The organism is Prosthecobacter sp., assembly GCF_044227185.1.
Taxonomy (GTDB): Bacteria; Verrucomicrobiota; Verrucomicrobiia; order Verrucomicrobiales; family Verrucomicrobiaceae; genus Prosthecobacter.
In genome coordinates this window covers 188479-204343 of the sequence record NZ_JBGAFO010000008.1, presented here as the reverse complement: position 1 = coordinate 204343, position 15865 = coordinate 188479, and the positions used below count along the sequence as shown (strand labels likewise).

At 61.6% G+C, this 15865-nt stretch carries 15 protein-coding genes; 10 read left to right on the top strand and 5 right to left on the bottom strand.

Going from position 1 to position 15865, the window contains the following annotated elements:
* Nucleotides 1-57 precede the first annotated feature (57 nt).
* Nucleotides 58-804 (top strand): 3-oxoacyl-[acyl-carrier-protein] reductase, encoded by a 747-nt coding sequence (gene fabG / locus ACILSQ_RS19525; RefSeq protein WP_395745332.1) that lies wholly within the window; start codon nucleotides 58-60, stop codon nucleotides 802-804.
* Between the two features lie 54 nt (nucleotides 805-858).
* Here the strand turns inward: fabG and ACILSQ_RS19520 are convergent, their stop codons facing one another.
* Both ACILSQ_RS19520 and sppA read right to left on the bottom strand, forming a co-directional pair.
* The gene (locus ACILSQ_RS19520) at nucleotides 859-1683 is read right to left on the bottom strand and encodes a type II CAAX prenyl endopeptidase Rce1 family protein (protein WP_395745331.1); all 825 of its coding nucleotides are present in this window, start codon (nucleotides 1681-1683) and stop codon (nucleotides 859-861) included.
* Nucleotides 1684-1689: 6 nt separating this feature from the next.
* Entirely contained in the window at nucleotides 1690-2724 is a 1035-nt protein-coding gene (sppA, locus tag ACILSQ_RS19515; RefSeq protein ID WP_395745330.1) for a signal peptide peptidase SppA, read from the bottom strand.
* Nucleotides 2725-2999: 275 nt separating this feature from the next.
* Here sppA and ACILSQ_RS19510 point away from each other — a divergent pair, with 275 nt between their 5' ends.
* Both ACILSQ_RS19510 and ACILSQ_RS19505 read left to right on the top strand, forming a co-directional pair.
* Complete coding sequence (locus ACILSQ_RS19510) at nucleotides 3000-3779, top strand: hypothetical protein (protein ID WP_395745329.1); 780 nt, start codon at nucleotides 3000-3002, stop codon at nucleotides 3777-3779.
* Entirely contained in the window at nucleotides 3776-4522 is a 747-nt protein-coding gene (locus ACILSQ_RS19505; protein WP_395745328.1) for a hypothetical protein, read from the top strand. The genes ACILSQ_RS19510 and ACILSQ_RS19505 overlap by 4 nt, the downstream gene beginning before the upstream one ends.
* A 75-nt stretch (nucleotides 4523-4597) precedes the next feature.
* On the opposite strand, the gene ACILSQ_RS19500 is transcribed toward ACILSQ_RS19505, so the two are convergent.
* Nucleotides 4598-6055 (bottom strand): hypothetical protein, encoded by a 1458-nt coding sequence (locus tag ACILSQ_RS19500; protein WP_395745327.1) that lies wholly within the window; start codon nucleotides 6053-6055, stop codon nucleotides 4598-4600.
* A gap of 117 nt (nucleotides 6056-6172) precedes the next feature.
* Between ACILSQ_RS19500 and ACILSQ_RS19495 the strand changes: the two genes are divergently transcribed.
* The gene (locus tag ACILSQ_RS19495) at nucleotides 6173-7495 is read left to right on the top strand and encodes a glutamate--tRNA ligase (protein ID WP_395745326.1); all 1323 of its coding nucleotides are present in this window, start codon (nucleotides 6173-6175) and stop codon (nucleotides 7493-7495) included.
* Nucleotides 7496-7901: 406 nt separating this feature from the next.
* Here the strand turns inward: ACILSQ_RS19495 and cutA are convergent, their stop codons facing one another.
* A complete protein-coding gene (cutA, locus tag ACILSQ_RS19490; RefSeq protein ID WP_395745325.1) occupies nucleotides 7902-8228 on the bottom strand; it encodes a divalent-cation tolerance protein CutA in 327 nt (108 codons plus the stop codon).
* Between the two features lie 12 nt (nucleotides 8229-8240).
* Here cutA and ACILSQ_RS19485 point away from each other — a divergent pair, with 12 nt between their 5' ends.
* From ACILSQ_RS19485 to ACILSQ_RS19460, 6 genes are all read left to right on the top strand, one after another.
* A complete protein-coding gene (locus tag ACILSQ_RS19485) occupies nucleotides 8241-9404 on the top strand; it encodes a nitrogen regulation protein NR(II) (protein ID WP_395745324.1) in 1164 nt (387 codons plus the stop codon).
* Nucleotides 9405-9525: 121 nt separating this feature from the next.
* Nucleotides 9526-9807: an SWIB/MDM2 domain-containing protein gene (locus ACILSQ_RS19480; protein ID WP_395745323.1), complete on the top strand. Its 282-nt coding sequence runs from the start codon at nucleotides 9526-9528 to the stop codon at nucleotides 9805-9807.
* A 383-nt stretch (nucleotides 9808-10190) separates the two neighbouring features.
* Nucleotides 10191-10946 carry a 3-deoxy-manno-octulosonate cytidylyltransferase gene (gene kdsB / locus ACILSQ_RS19475; RefSeq protein ID WP_395745322.1) on the top strand — a complete coding sequence of 252 codons (756 nt, stop codon included), beginning with the start codon at nucleotides 10191-10193 and terminating at the stop codon, nucleotides 10944-10946.
* 35 nt (nucleotides 10947-10981) lie between these two features.
* Complete coding sequence (locus ACILSQ_RS19470) at nucleotides 10982-12601, top strand: CTP synthase (protein WP_395745321.1); 1620 nt, start codon at nucleotides 10982-10984, stop codon at nucleotides 12599-12601.
* 302 nt (nucleotides 12602-12903) lie between these two features.
* Nucleotides 12904-13653 carry a Bax inhibitor-1/YccA family protein gene (locus ACILSQ_RS19465; RefSeq protein WP_395745320.1) on the top strand — a complete coding sequence of 250 codons (750 nt, stop codon included), beginning with the start codon at nucleotides 12904-12906 and terminating at the stop codon, nucleotides 13651-13653.
* 39 nt (nucleotides 13654-13692) lie between these two features.
* Nucleotides 13693-14391, top strand: coding sequence for a hypothetical protein (locus tag ACILSQ_RS19460; RefSeq protein ID WP_395745319.1), 699 nt, complete (start codon nucleotides 13693-13695; stop codon nucleotides 14389-14391).
* 63 nt (nucleotides 14392-14454) lie between these two features.
* Here ACILSQ_RS19460 and ACILSQ_RS19455 read toward each other — a convergent pair whose 3' ends face one another.
* Nucleotides 14455-15855: an MBL fold metallo-hydrolase RNA specificity domain-containing protein gene (locus ACILSQ_RS19455; protein ID WP_395745318.1), complete on the bottom strand. Its 1401-nt coding sequence runs from the start codon at nucleotides 15853-15855 to the stop codon at nucleotides 14455-14457.
* Nucleotides 15856-15865 lie beyond the last annotated feature (10 nt).

Below are 15865 nucleotides of genomic sequence, written 5' to 3'. Positions count from 1 at the left end.
GGGGTGGGCATGCACCTTCTTCTTGCGCGGAGGTGCATGCCGTTCATGGATGACGCCATGGGTAACCTTCAAGACAAGATCGCAGTCGTCACCGGCGCCGGACGCGGCATCGGCAAAGCCATCGCTGAAACCTTCGCCGCCGAGGGCGCGAAAGTGGCCGTCGTCAGCCGTACACAGGCCAATGCGCAGAGCGCCGCGGACGCCATCAATGCCGCCCATCCCGGTGCTGCCAAGGCCTACGCGCTGGATGTGGCCGACGGCGCCGCCTGCGCCGAAGTGGGCAAGCAGATCCTCGCCGACTTCGATCATGTGGACATTCTGGTGAACAACGCCGGCGTCACCAAGGACGGCCTGCTGCTGCGCATGAGCGAGGAAGACTGGGATGCCGTGCTGGACACCAATCTCAAGGGCGCCTTCAACATGGTGAAGGCCCTCCAGCGCAGCCTCCTGAAGCAGAAGGGCGCGCGCATCATCAATATCAGCTCCGTGATCGGTCTCATCGGCAATGCCGGGCAGGCCAACTACGCCGCCAGCAAGGCCGGCCTCATCGGCTTCACCAAATCCCTCGCCCGCGAGTTTGCCGGCCGCGGCGTCACCGCGAATGCGATCTGCCCGGGCTTCATCGCCACGGACATGACGCATGTGCTCAATGACACGCTCAAAGCGGAAATCCTCAAGAAGATCCCCCTTGGCGAGCTCGGAGCCGCCGAAGACATCGCCTCCGCCGCCCTCTACCTCGCCAGCCCGGCCGCACGCTACGTGACCGGCCAGGTCCTCGCTGTCGATGGCGGCATGGTGATGTAACTGGACGCTGGATTCCGGATCGAGCATCTAGATGTCCGCATCCAGCATCTAGGATTAGCTTTCGCCAAACATCATCCACGTGATGCTCACGCCGTTAAAAATGGCGTGCAGCAGCATGGGCACCAGCAGGCAGCCGGTGAGTTCGTAGGCAACGCAAAACAGCACCGCGAGCGCGCACAGCGGCAGAAGGGCGCCCACATGCATGTGGATAATGGCAAACATGAGCGACGAGCTCAGCGCGGCAAAGGGCGCATCTGTGTAGCGTTTCAGCACGCCGTACACAAAGCCGCGAAACAGCGTCTCCTCCGCCAGCGGCGCGATCACCACGGCGGCGATGATCACCAGAATTTTGTAGCCGATGCCACTCGATCCTTTGAAGGCCTTCACCATGTCCTGCGGCTGCACATTCGGCCAGATGTCCCGCAGCCAGTCCGTGCTGAGCGCGGAAAGCAGATTCACGGAGACGAGGATGATCACGGTGAAGACGGCCACCGTGCGGAGCAGCGAGCGCCAGGGCAGATGCTCCAGGCCGAAAAGTTCCGCCAGATTGAGGCCGCGAATCTGAAACAGGTAGAGCAGCAGCCCCACGCAGACAATGAGCTGAAACGCCATGCTCACGATCACACCGCTCTCGCTGGTCACGTTTCCAGCGTCCGCTTCCCGCGGCTGCATGGTCAGGATGTACGCAAGGCCCATGACTGCGAGCACCAGAAGATCCGCCGCACCATAGGGCCGCGACAGCACCTGCCCCTCCTGGTTCCACGAAACTTCGGGCCTCAGGTGCCGCATCATGTAGTACCCTGCGAGCGACAGCGCCGTGGCGATGCTCACAAAGATGGACAGATCATGCAGGACCCCGAATGTGCTGGCATCCACCATGATCAATTAATGCGCGAAGCTTGGAGGCAGGTAATAGGGCACACCTGGCAGCAGCTTTGGCAGCAGGCCGCTGCTCACATCCAGCTGCACCTTGGCCGGCGGTGTGGCCGCCTGGGCGGAGGCTCCTCCGAACACTTCAAAGAAACCCACTTCATGGCGGTATTTCACCACGCCGGCGTCCGTCGTCTTGCCCAGGGTGCGCGCCAGCGCGTAGGCGTCCTCCACGTAGCCGATCTGGTCCACCAGCTTCGCATTCAGGGCTTCACGGCCCGTCACCACCCGGCCGTCTGCCACGGTGTTCTTGAGCTGCTCTTTCGGCACGCCGCGCGCCTCGGACACGATGCCCAGAAAGCGGTCGTACATCTGCGTCACCAGATTTTGCACATAGGCCTTCTCGTCGTCGCGCATGGGGCGCGCGCCGCTCAGCGAGTCCTTGAAGGCGCCGCTGGTGAAGGCGTTCATGGAGAGCCCTACTTTGTCAAAGAGCTGGCTGTAGTTCATCGTCTCGATGATCACGCCGATGCTCGCGGTCAGAGTCGTCTCGCTCGCCACGATCTTGCTGGCGCCGCAGGCCACGTAATAGCCGCCGGAGGCCGCCATCGCGTCCATATAGACCACCACCGGCTTTACCTTGGCCGCCTTTTTCACCGCATTGTAGATGATGTCCGAGGCCGTCACCTCGCCCCCCGGGGAGTTCACCCGCAGGACGATGGCCTTCACGTTTTTATCATTCACCGCCTGCTCCAGTGAATCCTTGATCGTGTCCACGCTCGGCATCGCCTCGGCAAAAAGGCCGCCCACGTGCATCGATGAAATCACGCCTTCGAGGTCAATGTGCACGATCTTGTCGTGCGTGGCCTGCTTCGGCGACTCCACGGTCACTTCATGCAGGCGCCGCTTCGGGCGTGCGGATGAGATGCCTGCTTCCGTGCCCACATCAATGTTCAGTTTGCCCAGAAACTGCCCCACGTTCAGGCCCAGACTCACCACCAGCGCCAGCAGCAGCAGGGCGATCAGACATCCATAAGATTTGTTGCTCATAATGAGGCCATGCTACGCGGCGCCCCGGGCCTTGCCAAGCACTCCCGCCATAGTCTGCCACCTTTTTAAAGCATCTTACAATTCCGAGACCTTTGCCTCACAACGAGGCACAAGGCATCGGCCAATGAAAACGGGGTGCGATGGCTCTTCAACAACCCGGAATTAAACAATTCATTGACTAAACTTAACCTTCTGACTTAACTCAAATGGTGTGCAGTATCTTTTAGTGCCAGAACTGTCCGTAGAATCTTCGTCTCAAACCCACACATCCGGCCATGAGTGACTCTCTCCCAGACCCACGCACCCCGGTGGTGGTTGACCCAAACGAGGGTGAAGAAAAACCTCGCGAAGGCCCCATCTCGTCGCAGCCTTCCGCACAGGCTGTCCAGGGCTCCCAAGAAGAGGTTTCCCCGATTGCCACCCCTGCGGCCATCATACTACCGGCGCCCGCCTCTGCGGAGACAGGTGCGCCACTGCCGACCCGGGGACTGTGGTACCGTCTGGGCCCATGGGTGACTTTGACGGCGCTTGACGACATTGATCCGGAGAAGGTGCGCAACAGCACGGCATTCAAGCTGGGCGCACTGGCGGGGCTGCTGCCGGCGCTTTCCGTGATGTCGCTTGCCCGGTTTCTTACCCCCGACCAGTCGGGCGTGCTCGATACCAGCGGCCCCGGCACCCTGTGGTCCGCTCTTGGCGTTCTCTTTTCATCCGCGCTCGTCGGCGGGGCCGTGGCTTTTTTCTGGGCTGAAAACCGCCTGCGCACCATTTTTACCTATGGTGTGGCGGGACCCACGGTGGTGCTGAGCATGTTTCTCAGTGGTGTGGGCAATGTGGCCGCCAACAAAAAAATTGAGAGCGTGCAAAAAGCGAGCGAAATGGAGCTCAAGGCCAAGGCCAAAGAAATCCATGACGCAGCCAATCAGCACCTCGAAACTGAAATTCAGAAGGTGGTGAACGCGACCAACATCAAAAACAGTCCGCCTCCTTCTCTGCCTTCTTCAGTACCGTCGGACGTTCCCGTAGCCTCCAATCCAGATCTCGCTCCTCCATGATTCCGTTCATTCGCCCCCTCTTTCTCATCCTCGGCCTGGCGGGCTTTGCTTGCGCGAATGACATCAGGGTTTTGGAGATCACCAGCGATGCCCACAGTCTGAACGCGACGGTGGATTTCCTCTCGGACGAGTCTGGGAACATGATCGTGAAGACGCAGGCCACCGGCAGTCAGAGTTTTGACTGGCTGGACATCCCCGATGAAGCCAAGGCGGCGCGGATCAAGGTCGGGGAGCTTGCCACGCTGCCCTTCAAGCTTGAAGCCGTGGGCACCACCTTGGTCGAGCTGGGGGCTCCCACCGTCGCACAAAATGAGAAAGGCCTCTCAGTGGCCGTTCTGTCCCGCACAGTGAAGGGCGATATTCCCAAAGGGGCCCGGCCGGATGACACCGGCTGGGTTTATTTTGGCCGCATCAGCATGCCGCCGGCTGGCGCGGCTGGTCTGTCCCTGGATGGTCAGCGCTGGGACAGCCTCTATCTCGTTCTTCCTCCCAAAGCGCTTCTCTATGCGGGCAATGCCGGCACCAAGGCCGCCGTGGAAGGCAATGCCCTGGGAAAGCTGCTGCGCGCGGACTTCCCGCTCATTCTCAGAAAGCTCGACGCCCAGGGAAAGCTCGCACGGTCCAAAGATGATCCCATCATCCGTGCTGGGCAGTATGTGATCCTCAACCGCTTCAAGGACCCTGACGAAAGGGGAAACGTGTATGCCGAGGTCAAAGTCGCGCCGGCACCCGGCGGCAACTGAATGGCGGCACGAGCGTGGCCTCTGGAAGGCCGCCGTGGTCAGAAACACTCCGGCGCAGGTCTTGCTTTTGCTTGCTTACTTGAAGAGCCCCTTCAGCCCCTTGAAGGTGTTGATCAGCCCCTTGGCCTTGTCCTCGATGTCGTTGCCCAGGAGGTGCTCCAGCTTGATCTGGAGGTCTGGCTTGACCTCCGGATGGGACAGCGAACCGCTGACGGTGAGGTCAAAGGTCAGACGGCCGCGGCTGTCTGAAAGGCCTTCCACGATGAGCTGCGAGACCGTCCGGTTGATGCCGCGGCTGGCGATGCCCTGCATCACGCTCTGCTTCAGCGCTTCGCCGCAGGACAGCCGCGTCAGCAGCCCCTGCTGGTCTTTGGCAAAGTCCATCCACGAGTCACGCTTGATCGTGTACTCATAATCCGGCAGCGCAAACTGGGCATCCTCCAGAAACCGCATGGACTGCTCCCGGTACAGGATGTGGACGTTCACATCCTGCGCCAGCATGCCGCCGATGCGGATGGCGCTGAGATCGATGCCGTATTTCATCAGCTTGTCCAGATGCTGGCCCGCCGTCTCGCCAATGGTCATGTTTCCACCGATGGAGGAACCGTGGTCGACGACGAGTTTCAAATCCGCCGCGGGAGACCAAAGCAGCGTGGCCGGATCCACCGGATTCACATCGCCCTCGCCATGCATGACCATGTCTGCAAAGCGCACCTGCCGCGGCTGGCCGCCGATCTGCGCCACACCATCCACCACCACCTTGGCGGCCAGGCGTGCGTGCAGCCGGTTGTGCGCCGTGAGGTCCGCCGGATCAATGTCGATGTCTGTCAGTGCAAAACTGAAGTTGCTGATGTCCGCATTGAACTGTGAATCCACCCCTTGATTGGTGATGCGGAAGTGCGCCTGCTCGATGCTGATCTCCTGCAGCGCCAGCCGTTCGGGGCCGGACTTTGGCTCATTAGGCGGACTCACAGGCGGCGTGGTCAAAGCCGGCGGCGGCGCGCCTGGGGCCGGCACCGCGGTGGGTGGGGGCGCAGACTGTGGTGGCACCCCTGGAGGCCCCCCGTCCTGCATTTGCATCAGCGCCAGTTTTTCCGGTGGCGGCTGAAACAGCCTCTGCAAAGAGCTGCCTTCCTGGGGGCTGATGACCTCCGTCATATCCAGGCCGATGATGCGCAGCACTCGTGGATAAAAGTGCCGGTTCCACAGCCCCTCGGGCATCAGTTCCAGGTAGGCCATCTCGATCTTCACCGGCGCATGCTGCATCGGCGGACGTGCTTCCACGGGCGTCCCGGCGTATTGGTCACGCGGGCCGATTTTAAGCCCGGACAGGCGCAGGCTCGGCGGCCAGGAAAAGATCGAAAGACTCACCTCATCAAGCTGGACGCGGGCATTGATGTTTTTCTCCGTCTCCAGCGTGAGCCGCTCCCGGCTCACATACCGGCGCAGCCACCACACGCCGGCCAGCGGCGCCGCCACGGCCACGAGCAGCCCAAGACCGAAAAGAATGAGGAGGATGCGGGTGATCTTCATGCCCGTGAGCATAAGCAGTCCTGCGCGATTTGAAATTTGAGATTTGAAATTTGCATTGCCGAATCCCGGCTATTGTCGTTTCCCCCTGTTTTTTCCCCAACCCGTCGTCTTCCTCTCATGTCCATCCGCGTTCGCTTTGCTCCCTCCCCCACCGGTGATCTTCACGTCGGAGGGGCCCGCACGGCCCTGTTCAACTGGCTCATGGCCCGCAAGGAGGGCGGCACCTTCATCCTTCGCGTGGAAGACACTGATGGTGCGCGCAACACCGCCGAAGCCGCCGCCGGCATCATCAAAGGCCTGCGCTGGCTGGGGCTTGACTGGGATGAAGGCCCCGAAGCCGGCGGCGACTGCGGTCCCTATTTCCAAAGCCAGCGCAAGGACATCTACGACGCCTATTTCAAGAAGCTGGAAGACGCAGGCCGCGTCTATGCCGAGCCGGATGGAGCACAGCGTTTCAAGTTCAGCCGCACCGCCATCACCGTGCACGACCTCGTGTGTGGCGATGTCACCTTCGCCCCCACCGAAGAGCCGGACATGACCATCCGCCGCCCAGATGGCAGCTACATCTTCCACTTCGTCAATGTCGTCGATGATATCGAAATGCGCATGACCCACGTGCTGCGTGGCGAGGACCACCTCTCCAACACCTGGAAGCACATCGATCTCTTCAATGCTTTCGGTGCCACGCCGCCCACCTACGCTCATATCCCGCTGATCCTCAACCCGGACGGCACCAAGATGAGCAAGCGCGATGCCGGCAGTGCCATCGAGCACAGCTACATGAACGCCGGCTTCCTTCCTGACGCCGTCTTCAACTACCTCTGCATGCTCGGCTGGACACCCAAGGCCGAGAGCGAAAAGCTCAGCCGCGAGCAGCTCACCGCGCTCTTTGACGCCAGCGCCATCCACAGCAGCAACGCCAAGTTTGATCTCAAGAAAGCGCAGTGGTTCAACGCCCAGTACCTCCGCGAGCTGAGCCCCGAGGCTCTGCTGGCAAGCGCCCGCCGCTTCCTCACCGATGCCGGCCTCTCCTGGTCCGACGACGCCATGGCCGCCGCCGCCGTGCACAGCGTGCGCGAAAAGGTGAGCCTCCTCACCGAGTTCCCCGAGTGGGTGCATTACTTCTTCCGCGAAGACTACCCCTTTGAAGCCGATGTCGTCACCAAGCTCAAAGCCAAACCCGAAAACCCCGGCCTGCTGAAGGCCGCCGCCGAACATCTCGCCCAGTCCACCGACTGGACCGAGCAAAGCGTGCACGACGCTGTCGAAGCCGCTGCGAAAGCCCTCAGCGTGAAGCCGGGTGCGATGATGCCATTGCTACGCTTTGCGCTGAGCGGCCAGTCCCGCGGCCCGGGTGTGACGACGATCGCGCACCTCATCGGCAAAGAGAAGACGCTGGCGCGGATACAGCGGGCGCTGACTGAGTTGCTGGGAGCGTAGTTCAATCAAGCGGTCAGCCTGCAGGGATGCCACACGCAGAGTTGTAACTCAGCTGCCACTCACAGAGTTGTGGAGTGACGACGGATTCACGACGGCGTCGCGTGCCAGATCGCTCACCGCAGATGACATCACTTGCTTGCTGCGCTCTGGCCAGGTTCATTTTGTCGTTGTTGAGGTGGGTGATATGCCGCGTTGGATTCCGCTCGATGAGTGCTATGAATTCTGGAAACGAGAAGTCCAGCCGCATTTGGCAGTACCAGAGAGTCGAACTTCACTCAATGATGTCCCTGACAGCTATTGGCACTTTGCTTCCGAGTGGAGCAGACGACATGTAGTTCCTGTCATTGTTTGCGAGTTGCACCACTGAATTCCGGTCCAACCCTGTTCATCTGCGGCGTTCCAGCCTCTACTCTGTCACCGCACACACTCCCCCCACCCACCGCGCATACTCCGCGCCCACCTCTTCCGGCCTGAGCGCCACGATCTCCGGCACCTCATACGGGTGGAGTTCCTTCAGCCGCCGCTCAAACCTCGGCCACGCCTCGCGGGTGGTTTTAAACACGGCCAGCACCTCGGCGGAGGTCTCCACCTTGCCCTCCCAGCGGTAGATGGATTCCACGGCGGGGATGAGATTCACGCAGGCGGCGAGTTGCGATTCCACCAGCGCCGTGCCAGTCTCGCGGGCTTTCCCGTGATCCGGGAAGGTGCAAAGGACAATGAGGAGGTCGTTCATTCCCGCCAACCTATGAGATCTGCGTTCATCGACAAGCTTATCAAACGCATGGACCGCCTGGAGCCCGGCGAGGTCCAGGGCATCGTGCTCGAGCTGGCGCGGGAGAAGAAGTTTCAGGAAAAGGTCTTCGAGGCCCTGCAGGAGGGCGTCATCCTCCTCGATACGGAAGCCAAGGTCACCTACGTGAACCGCGCCGCCTGCACCTTCTTCGGTCTTGAAAAAGATCAGGTCGTGGGCGGCCGCCTGGCCCAGGGCGTGCGCGGGCTGGACTGGAACGAGCTGCTCAAACCCGGCACCGTCGTCAGCCGCGACCTGGAGGTCTTCTACCCCGAAAACCGCTACCTCAATTTCTACATCACCAGCATCGATGACGACACTGCGCTCGGCTTCGTCATGCTCATCCGCGACGTCACCGAGACCCGCAAGCGCACCGAGGAGCAGCTCGAAAGCGAGCGTCTCAATGCCTTCACCCTCCTGGCCGCCGGTGTGGCGCACGAGCTGGGAAATCCGCTCAATTCTCTCACCATCCACCTCCAGCTCCTGGAGCGCCGTCTCAAGAAAATGGGGGCCAAAGGAGCCAGCCTGCGCGAGCACCTGGACGTGGCCACCGGCGAGATCAAACGCCTCGACTTCATCATCGGCCAGTTCCTCGCCGCCATCCGCCCCACCAAGCCCCAGCTCCAGCGCGTGCAGTTGCGCGAGCTGCTGGACGAGTGCGTCCGTTTCCTGCAGCCCGAGATTGAAGCCTCCCACGTCCGGCTCAAGCTCGACCTCCGCCCCGACCTCCCCGCCATGCCGCTGGACCCCGGCCAGATGAAGCAGGCCGTGTACAACCTCATCCGCAATGCCTGCCAGGCCATGCCCAAGGGCGGCACCCTCACCATCAACGGCACCTTCACCGACTACGAGGTGCGCCTCAGCTTTGAAGACACGGGGAAGGGGATCAATGCCGAGCAGATGGGCCGCCTCTTCCAGCCCTTTTCCACCACCCGCACCACCGGCACCGGCCTCGGTCTCCTCATCGTCCGCCGCATCGTCCGCGAGCACGGCGGCGAGATCGACATCGAGAGCCGCGAGGGACTCGGCACCCGCGTCAGCCTCTGGCTCCCCCTGGTGGAAAAGAACGTCCGCATGCTCGAAGCCGGGGAAGAACCAGCAGGAAAGCTCGAACATTGAGCCCGTTGCCTATATGGTTTTTATATAAATTGGTTCCATTTGCTATTTTTGGCGATTTAAATCAACCCCGTGCATCCCCAAGGTTGACCAAGTCTCGTTAAGCTGCCAGCCTCTACCTCCCATGTCTGACCAACCTACCTCCAAACCCGCCCGTAAAGCCAATCCCGCCCTCAGCAAGCCCGTCCAGCCGGACGAAGTCCTTGCCAAGGTTGTGGGTTCCGAGCCCCTCTCCCGTGGGGAGCTGACCAAGAAGCTCTGGGACTACATCAAGCAGCACGGTCTCCAGGATCAGGCCAAGAAGACCAACATCAACGCCGACGAGGCGCTGAAGGCCGTCTTTGGCGGCAAGAGCCAGGTGACCATGTTTGAAATGACCAAACTGGTGAACCAGCACGTCAAGTAACTCCCCCTTCCGCTGATTCCCCTGGGCCTTCCTCCCAGGGGAATCACTGCGGACACCGCGCGCCCGCCTTCGGCCCGGTCTCAGTCTTCAGCCCTCTCTCCGCAGCCAGGGCATCCGCACAGCACCACCACTCGAAACATTCGAGTCTCTCTCCCACTAAGCCGCTGCTGCCGTCCAAAACGACCGAAGTACGAACAGGCTTCGGCCCAGCCAGCGCAGCCCCCGGGGCGCCGCCGAACGTTGCCGTGCCTGCGCTTTCCTGAAACGTGTTTTAGAAAGCGCTGCAAACGAAGAGAAGGCCCCTCAAGTGGGTGCTCATTTCCCCCTTGCATCGCCCTCGCTTCCGCGTCATCTCAAGGGAACCTGCCCGTCATACCACCGCCTTGGCCACCACCGACTCCTCCCGTACCCTCGTAGCCATTCCTGCCCGCTGGGGTTCCACCCGCTTCCCAGGCAAACCGCTCCACCTCATCGCCGGAAAACCCCTCGTTCAGCACGTCTGGGAGCGCTGCCGGGAGTGCAAGGAGATCGACGACGTCATCATCGCCACGGATGACGCCCGCATTGCCGAGGCGGCCACCGCTTTTGGGGCCAAATATGTCCTCACCTCGCCGGACCACCCAAGTGGTACTGACCGCATTGCCGAGGCCGCCAATGCCTTCCCCGACCACCGCGTCATCATCAATGTCCAGGGGGATGAGCCGCTGATCTCACCGGCTTTGATCGATGAACTGGCCCGCACCCTGCGCGACGACCTTAGCGTGCGCATGATCACCGCCGCCGCCCCCATTCAGGACGCCGTGCAGATCAGCGACCCCAATGTCGTCAAAGTCATCTTCGACACCCACGGAGACGCCCTCTACTTCTCCCGCTCCCCGCTGCCCTACCTGCGCAATCCCGAGGCCTGGCCCCGCAGCTACCGCCATCTGGGCATCTACGGCTTCCAGCGCAGCTTCCTCTTCCAGTTCGTCGCCTGGCCTCCCTCCCGCCTGGAGCAGACGGAGTCCCTGGAGCAGCTCCGCGCCCTGGAAAACGGCACCCGCATCCGTGTGGTGCTGACGGACGAACTCTCCCCCGGTGTGGACACCCCGGAGCAGGCAGATGCCATTGAAAAGCATCTTCAAAAACAATCTTCTTGAACTGCGCCTCCACACCCTCCAACCGAACACCATCCATGAAATACATTTTTGTCACCGGCGGCGTCGTCAGTTCACTTGGCAAAGGCCTTGCCGCCTCCTCCCTGGGCACGCTGCTGGAACTGCGTGGCCTCAAGGTCATCATGCAGAAGTTTGACCCGTACCTCAACATCGACCCGGGCACCATGAACCCCTACGAGCACGGGGAGGTCTATGTGCTCGACGACGGCGCCGAGACGGACCTCGACCTCGGCCATTACGAGCGCTTCACCCACACCAATCTCTCCCGCCTCAACAACCTCACCTCCGGCCAGGTGTACCAAAGCGTGCTGGACAAGGAGCGCGCCGGCAAATACCAGGGCCGCACCGTGCAGGTGATCCCGCACGTCACCAATGAGATCAAGGCCCGCATGCACGAGGTCACCGAAAAGATGGGCGGCGACGTCATCATCACCGAAATCGGCGGCACTGTGGGAGACATCGAGGGCCTGCCCTTCCTGGAGGCCATCCGCCAGTTTGGCCATGAGGTCGGCACCGGCAATGTCCTCTACATTCACGCCACGCTCGTGCCCTACATCAAGGCCGCGCAGGAGCTCAAGACCAAGCCCACGCAGCAGAGCATCGCCAAGCTGCGGGAGATCGGTATTGCCCCCCACATCATCCTCTGCCGTACCGAGCACCCCCTGGATCTCGACGTGCGCGAGAAAATCTCCCTCTTTGGCAACGTGCCCATCGAGTCCGTCGTCGAAGTCCGCGATGTGAAGCACACCATCTACGAGGTGCCCCTCAAGCTGCACGAAGAGCGCCTGGACGACAATGTCTGCCGCCTGCTCAATCTCAACACCCAGCCGCCCGATCTCAGCCGCTGGCGCAACTTCGTCCAGCGCGTCATCCACCCCACGCACCATGTGCGCATCGGCGTCGTCGGCAAGTACATCGAGCTGCAGGACGCCTACAAGAGCATCTACGAATCCCTGACCCATGCAGGCGCCTCCCACGACTGCAAGGTGGACATCGTCCGCGTGGATGCGGAGAGCATCGAGAAAGCCGGCCCCGATCTCTATCTCGCCGGCCTGCAGGGCATCCTCATCCCCGGCGGCTTTGGCGACCGCGGCACGGAAGGGAAGGTGACCGCAGCCCGCTACGCCCGCGAGAAGGGCATCCCCTACTTTGGCATCTGCCTCGGCATGCAGATCGCCGTCATCGAGTTTGCCCGCAACGTCTGCGGCCTGCAGGGCGCCACCAGCACCGAGTTTGACAAGACCACCCCGCATCCCGTCATCAGCCTCATGGAGGAGCAGAAGAAGGTGAAGCAGCTCGGCGGCACCATGCGCCTTGGCTCCTGGGTCACGGATCTCGTCCCCGGCAGCAAAGCCTTCGAGCTCTACCACAGCGCCACCATCACCGAGCGCCACCGCCACCGCTTCGAGTTCAATTCCGACTACAAGGAGCTCATGGAGCAGAAAGGCATGCTCATCTCCGGCACGTCCCCGAAGGGCGACCTCGCGGAGATCATCGAGCTGCCCTCGCATCCTTACTTTGTCGGCTGCCAGTTCCACCCCGAGTTCCTCTCCAAGCCGAACAATCCCCACCCGCTCTTTTACGGCTTCGTCCGCGCCGCCATGCAGCACCATGCGGTGGCGGATCCGGTGTGCTGAACGGAGGGACTGTCAAGAAGGTCAAGGTGGGCAAGCCGGCGCGCCGCGCCGCAGGGGCTGGCCTGTCTTTGATCACCGCGTTTTCGCGAGGGCATATGTGCGGCGCACGGTCGTGCTCTGACTCGATGGATGGTAGCACCGGCTTGAGCTGGTTCTGGAAAGTCCCGCAGGCACTCATGCGCGCCCAAATCGCAAAAATCGTCGCCGATCCCGCCGCGTTCTTCCAAAATTCGCCCCAAAGCGCTGATTGACCACCCCGCTGGATGTCTTGTAATCTGCGGGTGAACTCACACTCACCCACCATGCGCACCTCCAATCCCACACTCAATGACCATGTCTTTGACCGGTCCCGTACCGGAAATTCCGCCGACGGCGTCATGACGCTGAACGGCACCGTGCTCAAAACCGCCATCCTCACCCTGCTGCTGGTCACTTCCGCTAGCTTTAGCTGGAAGATTGTCATGGCGGAAGGTACTCCTCCGGCGTGGTTTGGTTCTGCCCTGACTTTTGGCTGGATCGTTCCCGTGGTGCTGGGGCTCATCATCACCTTCAAGCCTGTGACGGCGCCGGCGCTTGCCCCGGTGTACGCCTTGGGCAACGGCGTCATCATCGGCCTCATCTCCGCCATGTATGAGAAGGCCTTTGGCGGCATTGTCCTGACCGCCGTCACGCTCACCTGCGGCATTCTGTTTGCCCTTCTCGCCGCCTACAGCACCGGCATGATCAAACCCACGGAAAATTTCAAGCTCGGCATCGCCGCCGCCACCGGGGGCATCTGCCTGTTTTACCTCGCCGCCTGGGTGATGGGCATGTTTGGCATTCAAATTCCCGGCCTGTTTGGCAACGGCTGGGTCGGCATCGCATTCTCCGCCTTCGTCGTCATCCTCGCCGCGCTGAATCTGGTGCTCGACTTCGACTTCATCGAAAACGGCTGCGCCGCCGGTGCGCCAAAGCACATGGAGTGGTACGCCGCCTTTGGCCTGCTCGTCACGCTCGTCTGGCTCTACCTCGAGATTCTCCGCCTGCTGGCCAAGCTGCGCAGCCGCGATTGAACATTCATCTGCTCCGCGCACTCCAACCCGCTCTTTGCCATGAAAACCTCCCTCATCTTCAGTCTTCTGCTCGCCGGCGCCTCCCTGGGCCACGCCAATCCTGAAATCGCCACCATCATCGATCAGGAATATGGTGCGGCCACTTCCGAAGGGGTGCTGCTTCTGCAATCCCCGGCCTCCGCCGGTGATCCCACGCAGTGGGCCGTCTATGCACGTGATCCCTTCCGCCCCGGCGAACTCGTGCGAGCCGCCCTCACCTTTGGAAAAGGCGGCTGGGCTCCCAAGGCCGCCGGCGCCGGCCCCAAGCTGCTCAGCCGCGTGCCGCCGCAGCCCATTGCTTTCAACCGGATCAAATTCCGTTCCGCGGACGCGCTCAAAATCGCCCAGCAGAACGCGGTGCTCGCCAAGACGAACTTCGTCACCGCCTCCTACCAGCTCGCCGCGGACGCCGCGACCGGAGCGCCCCAGTGGGGCCTGGCGCTCAATGACAACGGCGGCGATGAAGTCGGCTTCATCGTCATCTCCGCGGAGACCGGTGCCGTCATCCATCAGCAGTGGGACAATGGCCTCGCCAGCAACACCCCCGGCGCTCCGGTCTCCCCGCCCGAACCCGGCTCCAAGGGCGAAAGAGCCGCCGACAACGTCAAACGCGCCGCCCGCCGCGCCTGGGAATGGACCGGCGACACCGGCCTCGAAGTCGGCCACTTTTTCAAACGCCTCTTCAAGGGCGACAATTGAGAGCAGTCCTGTTCCTGTGAAATAAAAGCAGCCTTGCTGCAGAGCCGCAAGGCTGCGTTTCGCTTAAAGCTCCACCGCCTGATTCATCACCGCAATCTTCACGCTGCATTCCGGATGGCGGGCATCCAGCGCGGTTTTTAGAGCGGTGGAGCGTTCGGGCTCGCCGTGGACGAGGAAGACGTTTTTCTTCGGGCCATGCACGCGGTCAAACCAGCCTAGCAGTTCATCGTGGTCCGCATGGCCAGAGAGGGAGTCGAGGATTTCAATCTCCGCATGCACTTCAAACTCGTCGCCGAGGATGTTCACGTGCTTGTGCCCCTCGCGTAGCTTCCAGCCAAGCGTGTTCTCCGCACAGTAGCCCACAAACAGAATGATGTTGTGGTCATTGCCCACGTTGTTCCGCAGGTGGTGCAGGATGCGCCCGGACTCCGCCATGCCGGAGGCGGAGATGATGATGGCGGGGCCCTTGACTCTGTTGAGGTTTTTGGACTCGTTCACATCCCGCACCAGTTGCAGCCCTTCGAAGCCGAAGGGATCGGCGCGCATGAACGCAGCCTCGTGCACGGTGGGCTTGAGCTCATCCACATGCAGGCGGAAGATCTCCGTGGCCTTCACCGCCAGGGGGCTGTCCACAAAGGTGGGGATCAGAGGAAAGCAACCTTCATGACGGAGCTGATCCAGCGTGTAGAGAAGCTGCTGCGTGCGCTCCACCGCAAAGGCGGGGATGATCAGCTTGCCCTTCTGCTGCAAAACGCGGCGGATGATGCGGCAGATGTGCTCGTTTGAATCCGTGGCCAGCTCATGCTGCCTGCCGCCATAGGTGCTCTCCATGATGACGTGGTCCACATTCTCACAGGGCTCTGGATCGCTGAGCAGGTCATTGTCCGGGCGGCCGATGTCACCGGAGAACAGCAGGCGTGATTTTTTGCCTGTCTCGCGGTCATCAATGTCCAGCACCACCTGCGCGGAGCCGAGCACGTGCCCGGCGTCAATAAAGGTGAGCTGCACGCCGTCGGCGATGATCATGGGACGATGGTACCCCACTGAGACAAACAGCCGCATGCAGCGCTCCGCATCCGCCATGGTGTAGCTGGTTTCGAGAAGCGGCAGATCCTGGTCTTTGCGGTGCCGGTTCAGCCAGCGGATGTCGCTTTCATGGATGTGCGCCGCGTCCGGCAGCATGATGCTGCACAGGTCACGCGTGGCGGGCGTGGCAAAGATGTTCCCCGTGAAACCTCGCTTGCACAGGTGGGGCAGGTTGCCGCTGTGGTCGATGTGCGCATGGGAGAGCACCACCACATCAATCTCCTCCGGATTGAAAGGAAAGTCACGGTTGCGCTCAAAAGCCTCCTGCCGTCTGCCCTGGTAGAGCCCGCAGTCCAGCAGGATGCGCCGGCCGTTCACGGTGATGAGATGCTTCGATCCGGTGGTGGTGCCCGCGGCACCGCAGAAAGTCAATTTCATGGTTGGAAAA